At 60.1% G+C, this 19,570-nt stretch carries 14 protein-coding genes and 1 pseudogene; 9 read left to right on the plus strand and 6 right to left on the minus strand.

The genetic code is table 11. The features are described 5' to 3' along the window. Positions 1-11: 11 nt before the first annotated feature. The 3 genes and pseudogenes from GIW02_RS02305 to GIW02_RS27180 all read right to left on the minus strand — a co-directional run. Positions 12-1,754: a potassium/proton antiporter gene (locus GIW02_RS02305; RefSeq protein WP_236410646.1), complete on the minus strand. Its 1,743-nt coding sequence runs from the start codon at positions 1,752-1,754 to the stop codon at positions 12-14. Between the two features lie 216 nt (positions 1,755-1,970). Next, on the minus strand, positions 1,971-2,843 hold the full coding sequence (locus GIW02_RS27175; protein WP_456361629.1) for a methyl-accepting chemotaxis protein: 873 nt from the start codon (positions 2,841-2,843) through the stop codon (positions 1,971-1,973). Positions 2,844-2,873: 30 nt separating this feature from the next. Next, positions 2,874-3,596, minus strand: a pseudogene (locus GIW02_RS27180) (MCP four helix bundle domain-containing protein); the annotation flags it as partial. Between the two features lie 277 nt (positions 3,597-3,873). On the opposite strand from GIW02_RS27180, the gene GIW02_RS02315 reads away from it, so the two are divergent. Next, positions 3,874-4,104, plus strand: a complete 231-nt coding sequence (locus tag GIW02_RS02315; RefSeq protein WP_101265776.1) for a hypothetical protein — start codon at positions 3,874-3,876, stop codon at positions 4,102-4,104. After that, entirely contained in the window at positions 4,101-4,391 is a 291-nt protein-coding gene (locus tag GIW02_RS02320; RefSeq protein ID WP_017526490.1) for a cell division protein ZapA, read from the plus strand. Before GIW02_RS02315 ends, GIW02_RS02320 begins: the two co-directional genes overlap by 4 nt. Here GIW02_RS02320 and GIW02_RS02325 read toward each other — a convergent pair. Beyond that, positions 4,388-6,190, minus strand: coding sequence for an acyl-CoA dehydrogenase (locus GIW02_RS02325; RefSeq protein ID WP_236410644.1), 1,803 nt, complete (start codon positions 6,188-6,190; stop codon positions 4,388-4,390). The genes GIW02_RS02320 and GIW02_RS02325 overlap by 4 nt on opposite strands. A 228-nt stretch (positions 6,191-6,418) precedes the next feature. Beyond that, a complete protein-coding gene (gene putA / locus GIW02_RS02330) occupies positions 6,419-10,372 on the minus strand; it encodes a trifunctional transcriptional regulator/proline dehydrogenase/L-glutamate gamma-semialdehyde dehydrogenase (protein WP_236410643.1) in 3,954 nt (1,317 codons plus the stop codon). 461 nt (positions 10,373-10,833) lie between these two features. Between putA and putP the strand changes: the two genes are divergently transcribed. The 6 genes from putP to GIW02_RS02360 all read left to right on the plus strand — a co-directional run bounded on the left by putP (position 10,834) and on the right by GIW02_RS02360 (position 17,223). Then, positions 10,834-12,318, plus strand: a complete 1,485-nt coding sequence (gene putP / locus GIW02_RS02335) for a sodium/proline symporter PutP (protein WP_236410642.1) — start codon at positions 10,834-10,836, stop codon at positions 12,316-12,318. A gap of 206 nt (positions 12,319-12,524) precedes the next feature. Continuing rightward, entirely contained in the window at positions 12,525-14,597 is a 2,073-nt protein-coding gene (locus tag GIW02_RS02340; protein WP_236410641.1) for a type VI secretion system Vgr family protein, read from the plus strand. A gap of 196 nt (positions 14,598-14,793) precedes the next feature. After that, the gene (locus GIW02_RS02345) at positions 14,794-15,585 is read left to right on the plus strand and encodes a hypothetical protein (protein ID WP_236410640.1); all 792 of its coding nucleotides are present in this window, start codon (positions 14,794-14,796) and stop codon (positions 15,583-15,585) included. A gap of 2 nt (positions 15,586-15,587) precedes the next feature. Beyond that, entirely contained in the window at positions 15,588-15,974 is a 387-nt protein-coding gene (locus GIW02_RS02350) for a hypothetical protein (RefSeq protein ID WP_236410639.1), read from the plus strand. After that, complete coding sequence (locus tag GIW02_RS02355; protein ID WP_236410638.1) at positions 15,949-16,389, plus strand: hypothetical protein; 441 nt, start codon at positions 15,949-15,951, stop codon at positions 16,387-16,389. The genes GIW02_RS02350 and GIW02_RS02355 overlap by 26 nt, the downstream gene beginning before the upstream one ends. A gap of 108 nt (positions 16,390-16,497) precedes the next feature. Beyond that, positions 16,498-17,223, plus strand: a complete 726-nt coding sequence (locus GIW02_RS02360; RefSeq protein WP_236410637.1) for a DUF4123 domain-containing protein — start codon at positions 16,498-16,500, stop codon at positions 17,221-17,223. Here the strand turns inward: GIW02_RS02360 and GIW02_RS02365 are convergent. After that, the gene (locus tag GIW02_RS02365; protein ID WP_236410636.1) at positions 17,209-18,486 is read right to left on the minus strand and encodes an O-acetylhomoserine aminocarboxypropyltransferase/cysteine synthase family protein; all 1,278 of its coding nucleotides are present in this window, start codon (positions 18,484-18,486) and stop codon (positions 17,209-17,211) included. The genes GIW02_RS02360 and GIW02_RS02365 overlap by 15 nt on opposite strands. A gap of 175 nt (positions 18,487-18,661) precedes the next feature. Here GIW02_RS02365 and GIW02_RS02370 point away from each other — a divergent pair, with 175 nt between their 5' ends. After that, a complete protein-coding gene (locus tag GIW02_RS02370) occupies positions 18,662-19,498 on the plus strand; it encodes a 23S rRNA (adenine(2030)-N(6))-methyltransferase RlmJ (protein ID WP_236410635.1) in 837 nt (278 codons plus the stop codon). Positions 19,499-19,570: the final 72 nt, after the last annotated feature.

Below are 19,570 nucleotides of genomic sequence, written 5' to 3' on the forward strand. Positions count from 1 at the left end.
TGCCCCGCAGTTTAGAGGAAGAGTCCAGGACCTGGACGACTCCCTTCGGGAAATTTGACGCCGACTTTTCCGATCTTGTTCCCGTCCATGACCGCAACGGTCCAGAGGGTGTTGTTCCACTCTACCTGATCGCCCACTACCGGTGCGCCGCCGACTTTCTGGGTGATGAAGCGGCTCAATGGCATATCCGGGTCGATACCCTCCAGCTTGAGCCCGTACAGGGCCGACACCGCGCCCAGCTGGGCGTCGCCTTCGAGTACGAAGTCGCCGAAGAAGCGCAGGTCGAGACCGCGTTGCGGCGCCTGGCTGAACAGTTTGCCCAGGGCCGGCAGGTTGTGTTCGTGGCCGATCACGCAGAGCAGATCGTCGACTTCCAGCACCGTACTACCCGACGGATGGAGCAGCTGCTGGCCACGGAACAGCGCGGCGATCCGCGTGCCCTCCGGCATTTTCAGCTCGCGCAATGCCGCGCCGATGCACCATTTTTCGGCGCCCAGGCGGTAGACGAACAGCTCCCACTCGCTGGTGACATGCACCTCCAGGGCCGCGCGCGAGATGGGCGCAGGGTCCGGCGGTACGGTCACTTTCAGCAGTTTGGCCACCCACGGCAGGCTGGTGCCCTGCACCAGCAACGACACCAGCACGATGAAGAACGCCAGGTTGAAGTACAGCTGCGCATGGGGCAGGCCGGCCATCAATGGGAACACCGCGAGGATGATCGGCACCGCGCCGCGCAGGCCGACCCAGGCGATAAAGGCTTTTTCGCGACCGTGGAAGGCCTTGAACGGCAGCAGGCCGACCATCACCGACAAGGGGCGCGCGAACAGGATCATCCACAACGCCAGGCCCAGCGCCGGCAGCGCGATTGGCAGCAAGTCATGGGGCGTGACCAGCAGACCCAGCACCAGGAACATGCCGATCTGCGCCAGCCAGGCCATGCCGTCGAGCATATGCAAAATGCCATGACGGCTGCGCACCGGGCGGTTGCCGATTACCAGGCCGCACAGGTACACGGCCAGGAAGCCGCTGCCGTGCAGGGCGTTGGTCAGTGCAAACACGAACAGGCCGCCGGCGATCACCAGAATCGGGTACAGGCCGTTGGCCAGGTTGATGCGGTTGACCATTTGCAGCATCAGCCAGCCGCCGCCCAGGCCGACGATGCCGCCGATGCCGAACTCGCGCAACAGGTGGGTCAGCAGGCTCCAGTGCAGGCCGGTCTGGCCGCTGGCGAGCATGTCGATCAGGGTGACAGTGAGGAACACCGCCATCGGGTCGTTGCTGCCGGATTCGATTTCCAGGCTGGCGGTGACCCGCTCGTTCAGGCCCTTGCCGCCGAGCAGCGAGAACACCGCCGCGGCGTCGGTGGAGCCGACGATGGCGCCGATCAGCAAGCCTTGGATGATATTGAGGTCAAACAGCCAGGCTGCGGCCATGCCGGTGAGGCCGGTGGTAATCAGCACGCCCACCGTGGCCAGCGACAACGCCGGCCACAGCGCCACGCGAAAACTCGCCACCCGTGTGCGCAGGCCGCCGTCGAGCAGGATCACGGCCAGCGCGAGGTTGCCCACCAGGTAGGCGGTCGGGTAGTTATCAAAAATGATGCCGCCGCCGTCGACGCCGGCGATCATGCCCACGGCCAGGATAATCACCAGAATCGGGATGCCCAGGCGGGACGAAAGAGAACTCACCAGAATGCTTGCACTCACCAGCAACGCGCCGATCAAGAACAGGCTGTTGATGGTCGTCGCATTCAAAGGCAGTACTCCATGAGCAAACAAGACGGGGCGCAAACTGACCATGCAGTCTGCGTGCCAGCGATTCTAACCTGTTGAATTGCTGTGCTGTCAAAAAGCTTTTTCTGATTCGCTCAGATCCAAATGTGGGAGGGGGCTTGCTCCCGATGGCGGTGTATCAGTCAATCCATCTGATACTGATATACCGCCATCGGGAGCAAGCCCCCTCCCACATTTTTAGAGGCGAAAACGGCCGACCATCCCATTCAAATCCACCGCCAGGCGCGACAACTCACTGCTGGCCGCGCTGGTCTGGCTGGCACCCGTCGCCGACTGCACCGACAAATCACGAATGTTCACCAGGTTGCGGTCGACTTCCCGCGCCACCTGCGCCTGCTCTTCGGCGGCGCTGGCGATGACCAGGTTGCGTTCGTTGATCTCGACAATCGCTGTGTTGATCGTATCCAGGGACATCCCTGCGCCTTTGGCGATGTTCAGCGTCGATTCCGCGCGCTCGGTGCTGTTACGCATCGAATCCACCGCGTGCTCGGTACCGGCCTGGATGCTGCCGATCATCCGTTCAATCTCGCTGGTGGACTGCTGCGTGCGATGGGCCAGGGCGCGCACCTCATCGGCGACCACGGCAAACCCGCGGCCCGCTTCCCCGGCGCGCGCGGCTTCAATGGCGGCGTTCAGGGCGAGCAGGTTGGTCTGATCGGCCAGGCCACGAATCACGTCGAGCACTTTGCCGATGTCCCGCGACTCATTGGCCAGCTCACCAATCAGCGTGGCGGTGGCTTGCACGTCGCCGCTCATGCGCTCGATGGCGCTGACGGTTTCCTGCACCAGGTCACGGCCATCGCCCGCCGAGGTCGTGGCATTGCGCGAGGCTTCAGAGGTGCTCACCGCGTTACGCGCGACTTCTTCGACGGCGCTGGTCATCTCGTTGACGGCAGTGGCGGCCTGTTCGATTTCGTTGTTTTGCTGAGTCAGGCCGCGTGCGCTTTCGTCAGTGACGGCGTTCAGCTCTTCGGCCGCAGAAGCCAGTTGGGTGGCGGAGCCCGAGATGCGTTGCAGGGTGTCGCGCAGCTTGTCCTGCATCTTGGCCATGGCGGCGAGCAGGCGGCCAGCTTCGTCGTCGCCGTCGACCTTGATCGGGCGCGTCAGGTTGCCTTCGGCGATTTCTTCGGCGGCCCCCAATGCCTGGGAGATCGGCAAGGTGATGCTGCGGGTCAACAGCCAGGCGAACAACACGGTCAGCGCCGTGGCGATCACCAGCAGGCCAATCACCCAGTCAAAGGCCATGTTGTACTGGTCTTCGGCTTGCTGGTTGGTGGCCAGGGCCGCCTTGTTGTTGTAGTCCAACAGGCGGTTGAGCACGCTGTTGACCTGATCGGAGTTGCTCAACAGCTCAGTGTTGAGCAGGGTGCGCAGCTCTTCGATCTGGTTGGCGCGCGACAGGCTCTTCATGCGCTCTTCAATTTGACGGTACTGGTCGAGCAGGCGCATGTATTCGTCATAGATCGAGCGCTCTTCACGGCTGTCGATCAGCTTTTCGTAGATGGCCTGGGCGGTGCGGATCTGCTGGTTGCGCAGTTCGAAGTTTTCCAGGGTCTTTTGCTGGACCTCCGGCTCGCGGTTGGTAAGCAGGCGATACGACAGCACCCGCAGCCGCAGGGTCAATTGGGTGAACTCATCGAGGGCACGAATGCTCGGCACGCTGGACAGGGTGATGTCCTGGGTGGCGCCGCGGATCTTGCTCATCTGGTTCAGGGCGAACACGCCGAGAAGCAACATGAGGGCACCAATCATCGCGAAGCCGAGAAAGGCCCTCGGAGCAATATTCATAGAACGAAGCGACATGCGGGAATCCTGGGGGGAAGCGCGATCCGTGCGGGGGTGAGACGAGGTGTGCTTCTCTATCGGGCGTACGACTAAAGTCTAAAGGGGGCTGTGCGTTTTTGTCGCATCTGACGAGGGGTTACGCGGTTTCAGGAACCAGATGGGGTAAATGCAGTCACTAAGGCTCGAAAGTGTAGCCCGGCCCTTAAAAAACGGGCTGCGCGCCGGGGATAACCCTGGCTTGCGAGGTGAATTTTCTTTATCTTCACCGCCCTTTGAAAAAACCCGAGAAATCAAAATGTTAGAAGCATCCCTCAGCCAGCTTGAACAGCTTGTCACTGACCTCGTACAGCAGAACCAGGACCTGCTGGGCAGCAACGAATCCCTCAAGGCCGAACTCGCCCGCGCCAAGGATGAAAACGACAGCCTGCAGTTGAACCTGATGGAACAGGAAGAAAAGCACGGTGCCACCGCCGCCCGTATCCAGGCGTTGGTTGAGCGCGTGAGCGCAGGGCCCGTCAGCGCATGAATGAAGGGATAAAGGTCGTTTCGATTCTCGGTGAGGATTACTCGATCAAGGCGCCTGCCGGGGAAGACAAAACCCTGATGCACGCCGTGACCATGCTCAAGGCCTCCCTGGCCACCACCAAGAAAAAGTACCCGACCCTGATCGGTGACAAATTACTGGTGTTGGCGGCGCTGAACCTGTGCGCCGAGCAGATCGAAATGCAGCAGGCTCACCAGCAGGAACTCGACCGTTACCAAGAGCAAGTCAGCGCCACGGTCGAGGTGATTTCCAAGGCAATCCAGCCTTAGAACCACTCATCCTGCATGCCCAGGCACGTGTCATCGCGTGCCTCCAGAATTGCCAGTTCATGATGGCAGCTTGGTACTTCCCAGGTCAGGAAGTACCGGGCGGCCTGGAGCTTGCCTTTATAGAAGGCAACATCCGCAGCATTCCCCTTGGGCAACCCCTCTTCGGCGCGAATCGCCTGCTCCAGCCAGCGCCAGCCGATCACCGTATGCCCAAACACTTTCAGGTACAGCGCCGAGTTCGCCAGGCTGCTGTTGACCTTGCCGTGGGCGAGATCCGTCAGCAGGCCGATGGTCACGTGTTGAAGGCGCGCCACCAACGCTTCGAGGGGTTCTCTGAGTGCCGTGAGGCCAGGATATTCCTGGGCCCGGGCGCCGGTGTCGGCGATTAACCGAATCAACTGTTTCAACCCGGCGCCGCCGTTCTGCGCCAGCTTGCGCCCCAGCAGGTCCAGGGACTGGATGCCATGGGTGCCTTCGTGGATCGGGTTCAGGCGGTTGTCGCGGTAGTACTGCTCCACCGGGTATTCGCGGGTGTAGCCATGGCCGCCGAGGATCTGGATTGCCAGCTCGTTGGCCTTGAGGCAGAACTCCGACGGCCAGGATTTGACGATGGGGGTCAGCAGGTCCAGCAGTTCGTGGGCATGCTTGCGTTCGGCCTCCGATTCCAGGGTGGTGGTGTCGTCGAACAACCGCGCGGCGTAAAGGCCGAGGTCGAAGGCGCCTTCCACGTAGGACTTTTGGGTCAGCAGCATGCGTTTAATGTCCGCGTGCTGGATGATCGAGACGGGTGCTGTTGTGGGATCTTTGCTATCGGGTAGACGACCCTGCGGCCGTTCGCGGGCGTACTCCAGCGAATACAGGTAGCCGGCGTAACCGAGCATCACCGCGCCCATGCCCACGCCGATGCGGGCCTCGTTCATCATCTGGAACATGCAGCTCAGGCCCTGGTGCGGTTTGCCTACCAAATAGCCGACACAGTTGCCGTTATCGCCGAAATTCAGCGCTGTGGACGTGGTGCCGCGCCAGCCCATCTTGTGGAACAGCCCGGCCAGCAGCACATCGTTGCGTTCGCCCAGGCTGCCGTCATCGTTGACCAGGAATTTGGGCACGATAAACAGCGAAATGCCCTTCACCCCTGGCGGCGCGTCCGGCAACTTGGCCAACACCATGTGCACGATGTTTTCCGACAGCGGGTGGTCGCCACCGGAGATGAAGATCTTGTTGCCCTTGAGCCGGTAGCTGCCATCCGCTGCCGGTTCTGCGCGGGTGCGAATATCCGACAGCGACGAGCCTGCGTGCGGTTCGGTCAGGGCCATGGTGCCGAAGAAACGCCCGTCGATCATCGGCTGCAGGAAGCGTCGTTTCTGCTCCTCGGTGCCGAAGCTTTCGATCAGGTTGGCGGCGCCCATGGTCAGGAACGGGTAGGAAGTCGACGCCGCGTTGGCCGACTGGAAGTGCGCGAAACACGCCTGGGACAGCAGGGTCGGCAGCTGCATGCCGCCAGCCTCGAAGCTGCGGGCCGCGTTCAGAAAGCCGGCTTCCAGGAAGGCGTCCACGGCCGGTTTCACTTCCGGAATCAGAATCGCCTTACCGTCTTCATAGCGCGGTTCGTTTTCATCGTTTTTGCGGTTGTGGGGCGCGAAGAACTTCTCGGCGATGTTACGCGCGGTGCTGATGGCCGCGTCGAAGGTTTCGCGATTGTGCTCGGCAAACCGCTCGCGCTGGGTCAGGCCCTCGGCATCGAGGACTTCGTACAGCTCGAAAGCCAGATTGCGGGAACTGAGCAGCGTCTCGGACATGGCGGCTTACCTATGTGGGAATAGGCCTGAGTCTAAGTGCGCGAATGGGGGGTGGATAGCAAGATTGATCTGGGTGATGGAGCGGCAGAACGCAGGCAGTGAATTGAAATGAGGCCCAATGTGGGAGGGGGCTTGCCCCCGATGGCGGAGTTTCAGTAACAGGTGTACTGACTGACACACCGCCATCGGGAGCAAGCCCCCTCCCACATTTTTACTGCATTTCTACAGTTAGCCGATGGTCATCAGGCTGGCGTTACCACCTGCGGCAGCCGTGTTAACGCTTAGCGCGCGCTCGATCACCAAGCGCTCCAAGGCAATGGATGTCTCACCCTGAGACAAACCATGCACGCCGACAATCGCCCCACCACGCTGGGCCACTTGCTGGCACACCGCGCGCAGTTGGTCGGAATCGCCGTGATGAATGACCGCGTCGAACACCACCTCGTCCTTGGTCCAGTCGGCCACGCGCTTGATCTTCGCCTGAATGTCCTTGGGCAGGCGTGGTAACACAGCTTTGGTCAGGTCGGTTTCCGGCCATACCGCCGCGCCACCCACCGCCAATACCGCGGCCAGTTGGGTCAGCAGGTCGCCTTCCACCTCGGCCAGGCACAGCACGTGCTCGCGCGGCAGGATCGCGTAGCTGTTGCGCTCGCCGGTCGGGCCTGCCAACTGGCGGGTGATGCCGCTTTGCGACTGCGCGGCGAACTGCACGCACAAGGCGCTCAGGTCGCTGAACTGATTGCTCTCGGCCCAGGTTTTCAGGGCAGTCAGCGGTTGGCTCATGGCGTCGCGCAGGCGTACATCCGGTGCAGCCAATTTGTCGCCACGGACGAAGGATTGTTCGATCGCATCAGTAGGGCGCGTCGACAGCAGGCGGTACAGGTACAGCGGGCCGCCGGCTTTAGGGCCGGTGCCCGACAGGCCTTCGCCGCCGAACGGTTGCACGCCGACCACGGCACCCACAATGTTGCGGTTGACGTAGACGTTACCGGCATTGACGTTGTCGATCACCTTGGCGATGGTTTCGTCGATGCGGGTGTGTACGCCCAGGGTCAGGCCGTAGCCCGACGCGTTGATCTGGCCGATGAGCTGGTCGATCTCTTTGCGCTTGTAGCGCACCACGTGCAGTACCGGGCCGAAGATCTCGCGTTGCAGCTCGTCGAAGCTTTCCAGCTCGATCAGGGTTGGCGTCACGAAGGTGCCGCGCTTGATCTCTTCGCCGTCGGCAATTGCCACTTGGTAAACGTTACGGCCTTTGTCGCGCATGGCCTGGATGTGCTTCTCGATGCCAGCCTTGGCTTCAGCGTCGATCACCGGGCCGATATCCACCGACAGGCGTTCCGGGTTACCCAGGCGGCATTCAGCCATGGCGCCCTTGAGCATTTCGATTACACGGTCTGCCGAATCTTCCTGCAGGCACAGTACACGCAGGGCCGAGCAGCGCTGGCCGGCGCTGTCGAAGGCCGAGGACACCACGTCGATGACCACTTGTTCGGTCAGTGCCGAAGAATCCACGATCATCGCGTTCTGGCCGCCGGTTTCGGCGATCAACGGAATTGGGCGGCCCTGAGCATCCAGGCGACCTGCAACATTACGTTGCAGCAGGCGCGCCACTTCGGTGGAGCCGGTGAACATCACGCCTTTGACGCGATCATCACCCACCAGTCGTGCACCGACGCTTTCGCCCTGGCCCGGCAGCAGTTGCAGCACGCCTTCCGGAATACCGGCTTCCAGCAAGATGCGCACCGCTTGAGCGGCTACCAGCGGAGTCTGTTCGGCAGGCTTGGCCAGTACCGGGTTACCGGCGGCGAGCGCCGCAGCGACCTGGCCACTGAAAATTGCCAGTGGGAAGTTCCACGGGCTGATGCAGACCACTGGACCCAGTGGGCGGTGGGCATCATTGGTGAAATCGTTACGGGCCTGCACGGCGTAGTAGCGCAGGAAGTCCACCGCTTCGCGCACTTCGGCGATGGCGTTGGCGAAGGTCTTGCCCGCTTCACGGGCCAGCAGGCCCATCAGCGGCTGGATCTCGCCTTCCATCAGGTCGGCGGCGCGTTCCAGGATCGCGGCGCGCTCGGCGGGTGGGGTGGCCTGCCAGATCGGGCCGGCATTGATGGCACACTGGATGGCGTTGTCGACGTCTTCGACGGTGGCTTCTTGTACGTGACCGACCACATCGCGCAGGTCGGACGGGTTCAGCACGGGTGCTGCCGCCTGCTCGCTGGCGGTGCAACCGAGCATCGGCGCGGCTTTCCAGTGGTTGTGAGCGGTGGCCAGCAGGGCGCAGGACAGCGACGCCAAGCGGTGTTCGTTGGCCAGATCGATACCCGCCGAGTTGGCGCGCTCGCTGCCATACAGGTCACGCGGCAGCGGAATACGCGGGTGTGGCAGACCGAAGCCGCCTTCCAGCGTTGCCATCTGCTCGATGCTGGCCACTGGATCGGCCACCAGCTCCTGAATCGAGATGGACTGGTCGGCAATACGGTTGACGAACGAGGTGTTGGCGCCGTTTTCCAGCAGGCGACGCACCAGGTAGGCCAGCAGTGTTTCGTGAGTGCCGACCGGTGCGTACACGCGGCACGGACGGTTCAGCTTGCCTTCAGAGACCTTGCCTACAACCTGCTCGTACAGCGGTTCACCCATGCCGTGCAGGCATTGGAATTCGTACTGGCCGGGGTAATAGTTCTGACCGGCGATATGGTAAATCGCCGACAAGGTGTGGGCGTTGTGAGTGGCGAACTGCGGGTAGATAACTTCCGGCACCGACAGCAGTTTGCGCGCGCAGGCGATGTAGGAAACGTCGGTGTACACCTTGCGGGTGTATACCGGGTAGCCTTCCAGGCCTTCGACTTGGGCGCGCTTGATTTCGCTGTCCCAGTACGCGCCTTTTACCAGGCGGATCATCAGGCGATGGCGGCTGCGGCGTGCCAGGTCGATTACATAGTCGATCACATACGGGCAACGCTTCTGGTAAGCCTGGATCACGAAACCGATGCCGTTCCAGCCGGTCAGTTGCGGCTCGAAGCACAGGCGTTCCAGCAGGTCCAGGGACAGCTCCAGGCGGTCGGCTTCTTCGGCGTCGATGTTCAAACCGATGTCGTATTGCTTGGCCAGCAGGGTCAGGGACAGCAGGCGCGGGTACAACTCGTCCATCACGCGTTCGTACTGCGCGCGGCTGTAACGCGGGTGCAGTGCCGACAGCTTGATCGAGATGCCCGGGCCTTCATAAATCCCACGGCCGTGGGAGGCTTTGCCGATGGAGTGAATGGCTTGTTCGTACGAGGCCAGGTACTTCTGCGCGTCATGTTCGGTCAGTGCGGCTTCACCGAGCATGTCGTAGGAATAGCGGAAGCCCTTGGCTTCGAACTTGCTCGCGTTGGCCAGGGCTTCGGCGATGGTTTCGCCGGTCACGAACTGCTCGCCCATCAGGCGCATGGCCATGTCGACGCCCTTGCGGATCATCGGCTCGCCGCTCTTGCCGATGATGCGGCTCAGAGACGAGGTAAGGCCGGCTTCGTTGTGGGTGGCGACCAGTTTGCCGGTCAGCAACAGGCCCCAGGTGGCGGCGTTGACGAACAGCGACGGGCTGTTGCCCAAGTGCGGCTGCCAGTTGCCGGTGCTGATCTTGTCGCGGATCAGCGCGTCACGGGTGCCTTTGTCCGGGATACGCAGCAGCGCTTCGGCCAGGCACATCAGTGCCACGCCTTCCTGGGACGACAGGGAGAATTCCTGCAACAGGCCCTGGACGATACCGGCACGGCCGCCGGCGCTCTTCTGATTGCGCAGTTTTTCGGCAATCGAGGCGGCCAATTTGTTGGTGGCCTCGGCCATCTGTACCGGAAGACGGGCCTGCTCGATCAGCATGGGCACCACTTCCGGCTCAGGGCGGCGGTAGGCGGCGGTGATCGAGGCGCGCAACACCGATTGCGGCAGGATGCTCTCGGCAAACTCCAGGAAGCACTGGTGCGCGTGGTCGGCCTGTACGTCGCCTGCGTCTTCGGCGTCCTTGCTGCTCAAGCCGTTAAGCTCGGTCAGGGTTGCACCACCCTCGAGTTTCTCCAGGTAATTGAAAATCGCCTGCTTGATCAGCCAGTGCGGCGTGCGATCAATGGAGGTCGCGGCGGCCTTGAGGCGTTCGCGGGTCGGGTCGTCGAGTTTGACCCCAAGGGTGGTCGTTGCCATCTTTTTATCCTCATGGGTGCCACTACCGAGTGGCATCTGCTGGCGGCAAGATTAGCTTTGCGCAGAAAGAGGTGCAACCGGGTGCAACCCTTTTTATTCAGGAATTTTTTGAGGGTGATCGAGAAAAAACCGCAGCCTCAGCGGAATCGGCTTTGCCTTGGTGCGTTTACTTCTGACTTACGCTGTTCTTGCTCCGAAAAGGAGCAAAAAACCGATGTTTTTCGTAATACACACATAGGTGCAACTAATTCTCAAGAAACTGGTTGCACCTTATTTGCTTTGTTGAATAGCATTCGCGCCCAAGGTGCAACCAGACTAAACGTTTGGTTCATCGGCTGACGGCTTTCCTGGGGAAACGTCAGTCATAAATGCGCGGCACGCAGTTACGTTTACTCACTTATCGGTGGGTGGCCGTCTGACAGGCCGCTGCTACATAAAAACAAAGCCAGGGCGTCACTCTTATGAGCGTTAGTAATCCAACCCTGATCACGTTCGTGATCTACATCGCAGCAATGGTGCTGATCGGCTTCATGGCCTATCGCTCCACCAACAACCTTTCCGATTACATCCTCGGCGGTCGCAGCCTCGGTAGCGTGGTTACCGCGTTGTCGGCCGGCGCGTCCGATATGAGTGGCTGGTTGTTGATGGGCCTGCCAGGCGCGATCTACATGTCCGGCCTGTCGGAAAGCTGGATCGCCATTGGCCTGATCGTCGGTGCCTACCTCAATTGGCTGTTCGTGGCCGGTCGCCTGCGGGTGCAGACCGAACACAACGGCGATGCCCTGACCCTGCCGGACTACTTCTCCAGCCGCTTCGAAGATAAAAGCGGCCTGCTGCGGATCATCTCTGCCGTGGTGATCCTGGTGTTCTTCACCATCTACTGCGCGTCCGGCATTGTGGCCGGTGCCCGTCTGTTTGAAAGCACCTTCGGCATGTCCTACGAGACTGCGCTGTGGGCCGGTGCTGCAGCGACTATTGCCTACACCTTTGTCGGTGGTTTCCTGGCAGTGAGCTGGACTGACACCGTACAAGCCACGCTGATGATCTTCGCGCTGATTCTTACGCCGATCATCGTGCTGCTGGCCACCGGGGGCGTCGACACCACCTTCCTGGCCATCGAAGCCAAGAACCCCGACAACTTCAACATGCTGAAAAACACCACCTTCATCGGCATTATTTCGCTGATGGGCTGGGGCCTGGGTTACTTCGGCCAGCCGCACATCCTTGCGCGCTTCATGGCGGCGGATTCGGTGAAGTCGATTGCCAACGCACGTCGCATCTCCATGACCTGGATGATCCTGTGCCTGGGCGGCACCGTGGCGGTGGGCTTCTTTGGTATTGCTTACTTCTCGGCGCACCCGGAGGTGGCAGGTCCTGTCACCGAAAACCACGAACGTGTGTTCATTGAACTGGCCAAGCTGCTGTTCAACCCGTGGATTGCCGGTGTACTGCTGTCGGCCATTCTGGCGGCGGTGATGAGTACCCTGAGCTGCCAATTGCTGGTGTGCTCCAGTGCCCTGACCGAAGATTTCTACAAGACTTTCCTGCGTAAAAACGCCTCCCAGCTTGAGCTGGTGTGGGTCGGCCGCCTGATGGTGTTGGTGGTTGCGCTGATCGCCATCGCCATGGCCGCCAACCCGAACAATCGAGTGCTGGGCCTGGTGAGCTACGCCTGGGCCGGTTTCGGCGCAGCGTTCGGCCCTGTGGTGCTGATCTCGGTGATCTGGAAACACATGACCCGCAACGGCGCACTGGCCGGTATCCTGGTCGGCGCGATCACCGTGATCGTGTGGAAACACTTCGAGTTGCTGGGCCTGTACGAAATCATCCCGGGCTTCATCTTCGCCAGCCTGGCGATCTACTTCGTGAGCAAGATGGGCGCGCCGACTGCGGGTATGGTCGAGCGTTTTGATGCTGCGGAAAAAGACTACAACCTCAACAAGTGATTCCTCGGGCGTTCAGCGCCCGTTGAGTTGAAAAAGAAGGCCCGCGTCCTACGGATAGCGGGCCTTTTTTTGCGTGCGATTTGAAAGGGGTTGAGGAAAGTTCTTACATTTTTGTGTAGGGATTTACTGATTTGCTCGGGGCATGCTCAGCGGCGGCGCGCCGTGATGCAGAATCGGCGACCTATCCCTTTGCAGAGAAACACTGGATGTTCGCTCCTGCCAACCGCGCACCGGCCAACCAAAGCGCCTTTACCCTGACTCTGGATGGCGTTGCCAGCGACCTCAAGGTCTACAGCTTCAACGGTGAGGACCGGCTCAGTCAGCCCTACAGCTTTGACCTTGAATTGGTCAGCGAACAGCCTGACCTGGACCTGGAGAGCCTGCTGCATCGCCAGGCCTACCTGAGTTTTGATGATCAGGGCCATGGGGTTCATGGCCTGGTTTACCGGGTAGCACAGGGCGACTCCGGGCGGCGGCTCACGCGTTACCGGCTCCGCCTGGTGCCGCAGCTGGCCTACCTGGTGCACAGCAGTCACCAGCGTATTTTCCAGCACAAGACCGTGCCGCAGATCGTGGCGCTGGTGTTGACGGGGCAGGGCATCCAGAGCGACCAATTCGAATTTCGCCTGAGCGGTACATACCTGCAGCGGGAGTATTGCGTGCAGTTCGGTGAAACCGATCTGGCATTCGTGCAGCGCTTGTGTGCCGAACTGGGTATTCACTATCACTTCCAACATTCCCCTCAGGGGCATCTACTGGTGTTTGGCGATGACCAGACAGTGTTCGTCCAGGCAGATCAACCCACGCCTTACATGCCCGGTTCCGGGATGGTCGCGCAAACTCCGGCGATCAAGCGTTTTGCCGTGCAATTGGCGACCCGCACCACGGCGGTGAACCTGCGTGATTACGATTTCCGAAAACCGCGCCTGGCATTGGAAAGCACGGCGACCGGTGAGGAGCTTCCCAAGCTCGAGCAGCAGGGCTATCCGGGCCAATTCAGCGACCGTGCCCATGGTAAATACCTTGCGCAGCGTGGGTTGGAGCGCCATCGCAGCGACTATCGGCTTGCCCATGGCGAGGGCGATGAACCGGCATTGTTCAGTGGTGGTTTCCTCAAGCTTTCCGGGCACCCCCGCGAGGGCTGGAATGAGTTGTGGCTGGTGCAGCAAGTGACCCACGAAGGCAAGCAGCCCCAAGTGCTGGAGGAGGCGGTCACCGAGGTCGCCGGCGGGGAGTTTCGTCAGGGTTACCGCAATGAGTTTGTCGCTGCGCCCTGGGATGTGATCTTCCGCCCGCCCTTGCCTGATCTGGCGCGCCCGATGATCGCGGGCTATCAGAACGCCGTGGTCACAGGGCCCGCTGACAGTGAAATCCATTGCGACGAATACGGCCGGGTCAAGGTGCAGCTCGCCTGGGATCGCGCTGGCGAACACAACGACCATTCCAGTTGCTGGTTGCGGGTGGCCAGCGGCTGGGCCCATGACCGCTATGGCTCGGTGCTGATCCCCAGGGTCGGCATGGAAGTGCTGGTGGGCTTCGTCAATGGCGATATGGACATGCCGCTGGTGATGGGCTGCCTGCCCAACGCGGCGACGCAGCTACCCCTTGATCTGCCAGCGGACAAGACCCGCAGCATTTTGCGCAGCCAAAGCAGCCCTGGTGGTGGCGGTTATAACGAGCTGCGCATCGAAGACCGCAAGGGCGCCGAAGAAATCTACCTGCGCGCCCAGCGCGATTGGACCCAGCACGTGCTGCATGACCAGCAGGTGCAAGTCGACAACCAACGGCGGGTTAGGGTTGGCGGTGAATCGCACCATGAACTGCAGGGCGAAGAGCAACGCATCACCCACGGCAACCGCCTGACCGAACTCAAGCAGGATGATCACCTGGTGGTCGGCGGCTCGCAGCAGGTAAAGGCGGGGCTGACCATTCAGATCGGTGCAGGGCAGAGCATCGTGATCGATGCCGGAGCCACCGTGACGATCCAGGCGGGAGGGCAGTCCATCACGCTGTCGGCGGGCGGCATATTCAGCAGCGTGCCGATCCAGATTGGCGGTGGCCCCGGGCCAGCGCCAGCGCCATTGATGCCAGGCGTGAAGGAGAAGCTGGTGGCGTTGATTCCCGCGCCACTCAGCTCTGTGCAGGTGGCGAGCTTGAAACGCAGTGCGCCGTTCTGTGAGGAGTGTGAGCGTTGCAAGAATGGGCAGTGCGATATCGAGCAGCATGTAAGTGACAGTAATAAAGGTCGCCGGGCCATGATGGGAAAGCCTCGGGTGTAGAGCCGGGTTTTCATATCGTGCAACGCGCCATGCCGCGTGGTGAGTTGGAGAAGTCTCTGTTCGAGTCTCCCAGTGCGATTGTACTGGAGCGTTTCGCAGCCTGAATCCACAGCTCACGCAGTATGCCCGACCGGGACAGATGCTCGTCCTCAGCGACCCACTTAACAGCCAGTGCACACGCGAGGAAGCATTGCTGATGGAGGCCGCGCAGGAGGTGAACAATGCGCTGGCGCCGATGAGTGATGAGGACGCGGCGTTTATGGTGGAGCACCATGAGGTGGTTCGGGGTTTTTTGGTGGAGAGTTCAACGGCGGTGGGTATGGGTTCCTCAATGGTGAGCAAGCATTTGGGCGACATTGAAAAGACCCTTACAAACCTTGAGAGGTTGCATTTAGAAACCTTTCAACAGCACGGCAAGTTGCAAGGCGCTGAATTCTTCGCTGAGCGAAAAATTTTGCTGAACCAGTTGGATAACGGTCTCGGCCCTCTTGTACGTAAAGGCGTTGGCATTCCTGATCATCCAAAGCTGAAAAGTGCGATGGGTATCTCTAGTCGCAGCCTTGTCCATCATTGGAAAAAAGCAGGTGTTTCAGGAGGGATCCCCGGTTATGCGACGCACATACAGGGTGTTGCACGGGCTAGCCGATATATGAAGGTTGGTGGTTTCGTCGGTATCGGTTTAGGGGCATCGGCCTCAGCGTTAAAGGTGAAGGAAACGTGTCGAGTTGGAACTGCTACGGAGTGTAACAAAGTGAAAGTCACGGAGGGCGGCAGCTTTGTAGCCTCCGTTGGAGGTGGGGCGGTGGGTGCGTATTTGGGAACATTGGCGGCCGCTCCGGTATGTATTGCTATAGGTGTAGGAACCTTTGGCATAGGCGGGTTGGTTTGTGGCGTGGTGGTTGTGGGGGCTGGAGCTGCAATAGGGGGTAATGCCGGAGCTGGCATAGGGGGTAAGTTGGGAGAAGTTGTTTATGAGGGGGTGGTATAGATATGGAGAGCGCAAGAGTTTTATATTTTTATTGTTTGGGTGCCGCAGCGGTATGGGTTGTTCTTGTTTTAGTAGGGCAGGTATATTTTTCATATCGTAAAGTCGATGAAATACTGGAGTGCTTGGGTGCTTCAAGATTGGTCTCTTACCGTAAGCGTTTTATTGGTTCTGATTTTTTTAGCAAGATGTTTTTCGTAAATACTGTCGCTGGAATGTTTGTTTTCCAGAAATTGCATATTAAGGATGGAGCTGTTACGCGTGAGGAGTTGGACCAGGTGCCTCGCCGGCTAATGCGTGAGTTACGGCTGTGGGGTTTCTTCTTGATGGGTATGGGGGGGTATGCGGTTACTTTGTGGTGTGTGGGTGAATATGTGGGCTGGCTTAAATGACGCTGTTTGGGGGGGTATAAGTGAAGTGCAGGATTTTTATTTTCTTTTTTTGAGTTTGTTGTTTTTATTGGCGTGCATCGTACCTCTTTGGGCGTTATTTCTCGCCTATTTTAAAATTGAAAAGATAAAGGTCAATTTAAAGCGTAGTAGTCTGGCCATAAGTGTAGGCGAAGATATCGGCTGGGACCCTATAAGTAGGTCATGGGCGATAAGAGGTGTGGTCGGTGCTTTCGCCTTTCCCGCGCAGTCTATAAAGCACGGGGTTCTTAGTGCTGAAGACTACGCTGAGTTTCCTATGACACTCAAGGTTACTTTGAGATGCCTGGGTGTCTGTCTGGTAGTCTCTGTCCTTGGTATTTTTATTTCGTTGGCAATAGGGGATCTTACGGGATGGGTGGATGTTGATTGGTTTTAGATTGGTAAAGAGATTTTCAATCTGTAATTTTTAGTGGTTTGTTTGTCGCGGAAATTATTTTGAAAAGTAAATCACTGCTTGCGTGTGGCTTTTATTGGAGTGTGTTAAATGCCGAATCAGTTGTTACCAAAAACCTGGTTAACCCATTGCCCCCTTCAGACGACTGAGAGTGCCTTCGCCATCCTCAGCAACGCCAGCGACGCAAAACCAATCGATGCCTGGCGAAGCACTGCTGCCGGCATGCCGCCCCAACCCATCTGGGCAGGCACAGCCTACGCCGAATGGAATGAGGTAATGCCCTACGTCGCAGTCATTGAGCCCGGTAGCCCCTTTCTCGATTGGATAGCCACCACCGCCTCAACTGATTGGGGCTGGCTGGCAGTGTCCTCCAGCCCGTTGGAAACCGTGATTGCGCACTTGCGAGGCTTGACCAAGGTCTATCTGCCTGATGAGCAGGAAGTGTTTCTACGCTTCTGGGATGGCGGCCAGTTTTTGCCGATGTTGCAAGGGCTAGGTGATGAGGCCGGTAAGGTCTTGCCGGTATTCCAGCGCTACCTGATCAATGGCCAGCCGCTGACGGTTGCGCCGACCTCGATGACCCAGGCCAAAGCCAGCCCCTGGTGGCGAGTGCCTGCGCCGTTGCTCAAGCACTTGGCGGAGCACTCGCCGCAAACTTTGATCGACAACCTGCTGCAATGGCTCGAAGAGCAGCGGCCCGACCTGTACACGGCCTTTACCCCGGCGACCTTGCGGCACAAGGTCGCCTACTTCGCGCGCGGTACGGATATCAGCTATGAAGCACTGACCAACGCTCTGGCGTCAGACTCGGGTTGAACCCAGCGCCTGCTGCAAATCGTCGATCAGGTCTTCAATCGCCTCGATGCCCACCGACAGGCGGATCATCTCCGGCTTTACGCCAGCCATGGCCTGCTCCTGCTCGTTCATCTGCCGATGAGTGGTGGAGGCGGGGTGGCAGGCCAGGGATTTTGCATCGCCGATGTTTACCAGGCGCTTGAAGATCTGCAGCGCATCGTAGAAACGCACGCCTGCATCGAAGCCGCCCTTCAAGCCGAAGGATAGGATCGCCGAGGGTTTGCCCTGCATGTATTTCTGCGCCAGCGCGTGGTGCGGATGGTCCGGTAGGCCGGCGTAGCTGACCCATTCCACCTCGGCATGTCCTTGCAGGAATTGCGCGATCTTGAGGGCGTTCTCGGTGTGGCGCTCCATGCGCAGGGCCAGGGTTTCCAGGCCTTGCAGCAGCAGGAAAGCGTTCATCGGCGCCAGCGCCGCGCCGGTGTTGCGCAGCGGCACGGTGCGAGCCCGAGCGATAAAGGCGGCCGGGCCGAATTTTTCGGTGTAGACCACACCGTGATAGGCCGGCTCGGGGTTGTTGAGGCCGGGGAATTTTTCTGGGTACTGGGCCCAGGGGAACGTGCCGCTGTCGACGATCACCCCGCCCAGAGAGTTGCCATGCCCGCCGACATATTTGGTCACCGAGTGCACGACGATATCGGCGCCGAACTGGATCGGCTTGCACAGGATCGGCGTGGCCACGGTGTTATCCACCATCAGCGGTACGCCACGGGCGTGGGCCACGTTGGCCAGGGCTTCGATGTCGATGATATTGCCCGCCGGGTTGCCGATGCTTTCGCAGTACACCAGCTTGGTGTTGTCATCGATCAGCTCAGCGATGGCCTCGGCTGAGTCGTCGCGGGCGAAGCGCACGTCGACGCCAAAGCTCGGCAACAGGTGCGCGAACAGGGTGTAGGTGCCGCCGTAGAGTTGCGGGGTGGTGACAATGTTGTCGCCAGCGCGGGTCAGGGTCTGGATCGCATAGTGGATCGCGGCGCTGCCAGCCGAGACAGCCAGGGCTGCGATACCGCCTTCGAGGGCGGCGATGCGCTGCTCCAGCACGTCGTTGGTGGGGTTCATGATCCGCGTGTAGATATTACCGGGCACGTCGAGGTTGAACAGGTCGGCGCCGTGCTGGGCGTTATCGAATTCGAAGGCGACGTTCTGGTAAATCGGCACCGCGACGGCTTTGGTGGTCGGGTCGGACTTGAAGCCGTGGTGCAGGGCGATGGTGGCGTCTTTCATGATTATTGTTGTCCTCCTTGGATGGGCTGCCCGCCACAATAAATCCGCGCCTGCGCTGTCATTTAGATTTTTTTCAACCGCCTGCCTGTGTTTGCGGCATAAGCACCGCCCGGCATGCGGCCCTGCACCTTTGCGCCGGTAAAAGGTAAACTTCGCCCCCTGCGCAGGAGCAACCATGAATTATCGTCACGCCTTTCACGCCGGCAACCACGCCGATGTCTTCAAACACCTGACCTTGACCCGCCTCATCGCCCTGATGTCGCGCAAGGAACAGCCGTTCGCCTATCTCGACACCCACGCGGGCATCGGGCTATACGACCTGCAAGGCGACCAGGCCAACCGCACCGGTGAATACCTGGAAGGCATCGCGCGCCTGTGGGGCAAAAGCGACCTGCCGCCGCTGACCGCCGACTACATGCGCGTGCTGCACGAGATGAACCCGGACGGCCAGTTGCGTTACTACCCAGGCTCGCCGGAGTTTGCGCGACGCCTAACGCGGCCTCAGGACCGTGTATTGCTCAATGAAAAGCACCCGGAAGACGGCGTGCTGCTCAAGGACAATATGAAGGGTGATCGCCGCGTGAAAGTGCATCTGGGCGAAGGCTGGCATGTACCCCGGGCCTTGCTGCCGGTGCCGGAAAAGCGCGCGCTGATGTTGATTGACCCGCCGTTCGAGAAGCTTGATGAGATGCAGCGCTGCGCCGCGTCCCTCAAAGAGGCGGTAAGTCGTATGCGCCAGACCGTCGCGGCCATCTGGTACCCGGTGAAGGACCAACGCATGCTGCGGCGCTTCTACCAGGACCTGGCCGGCACCGGCGCGCCTAAATTGCTGCGCGTGGAGTTGCTGGTGCATCCGCTGGACACGCCCAACACCCTGACCGGCTCGGGCCTGGCAATCGCCAACCCGCCGTGGGGCTTGGAGGAGGAGTTGCGTGAGTTGCTGCCGTGGCTGTCCAAGCAGCTGGGCCAGACCCAGGGCGGGTGGCAGATGGATTGGCTGATTGCTGAGTAATCAGGTCCCAAGCCAGATACCTATCAAATGTGGGAGGGGGCTTGCCTCCGATAGCTTAGTGTCAGTCAGTGC

Source organism: Pseudomonas syringae, from assembly GCF_021606685.1.
GTDB classification, from domain to species: domain Bacteria; phylum Pseudomonadota; class Gammaproteobacteria; order Pseudomonadales; family Pseudomonadaceae; genus Aquipseudomonas; species Aquipseudomonas syringae_R.

Bases quoted from the DNA above. Each gene is read 5' to 3' on its own strand.
- GIW02_RS02340 (WP_236410641.1), top strand. From the start codon at position 12,525: ATGTTCGCTCCTGCCAACCGCGCACCGGCCAACCAAAGCGCCTTTACC.
- putP (WP_236410642.1), top strand. From the start codon at position 10,834: ATGAGCGTTAGTAATCCAACCCTGATCACGTTCGTGATCTACATCGCA.
- GIW02_RS02360 (WP_236410637.1), top strand. From the start codon at position 16,498: ATGCCGAATCAGTTGTTACCAAAAACCTGGTTAACCCATTGCCCCCTT.
- GIW02_RS02370 (WP_236410635.1), top strand. From the start codon at position 18,662: ATGAATTATCGTCACGCCTTTCACGCCGGCAACCACGCCGATGTCTTC.
- GIW02_RS02315 (WP_101265776.1), top strand. From the start codon at position 3,874: ATGTTAGAAGCATCCCTCAGCCAGCTTGAACAGCTTGTCACTGACCTC.
- GIW02_RS02325 (WP_236410644.1), bottom strand. From the start codon at position 6,190: ATGTCCGAGACGCTGCTCAGTTCCCGCAATCTGGCTTTCGAGCTGTAC.
- putA (WP_236410643.1), bottom strand. From the start codon at position 10,372: ATGGCAACGACCACCCTTGGGGTCAAACTCGACGACCCGACCCGCGAA.
- GIW02_RS27175 (WP_456361629.1), bottom strand. From the start codon at position 2,843: ATGGCCAAGATGCAGGACAAGCTGCGCGACACCCTGCAACGCATCTCG.
- GIW02_RS02320 (WP_017526490.1), top strand. From the start codon at position 4,101: ATGAATGAAGGGATAAAGGTCGTTTCGATTCTCGGTGAGGATTACTCG.
- GIW02_RS02350 (WP_236410639.1), top strand. From the start codon at position 15,588: ATGGAGAGCGCAAGAGTTTTATATTTTTATTGTTTGGGTGCCGCAGCG.
- GIW02_RS02345 (WP_236410640.1), top strand. From the start codon at position 14,794: ATGGAGGCCGCGCAGGAGGTGAACAATGCGCTGGCGCCGATGAGTGAT.
- GIW02_RS02365 (WP_236410636.1), bottom strand. From the start codon at position 18,486: ATGAAAGACGCCACCATCGCCCTGCACCACGGCTTCAAGTCCGACCCG.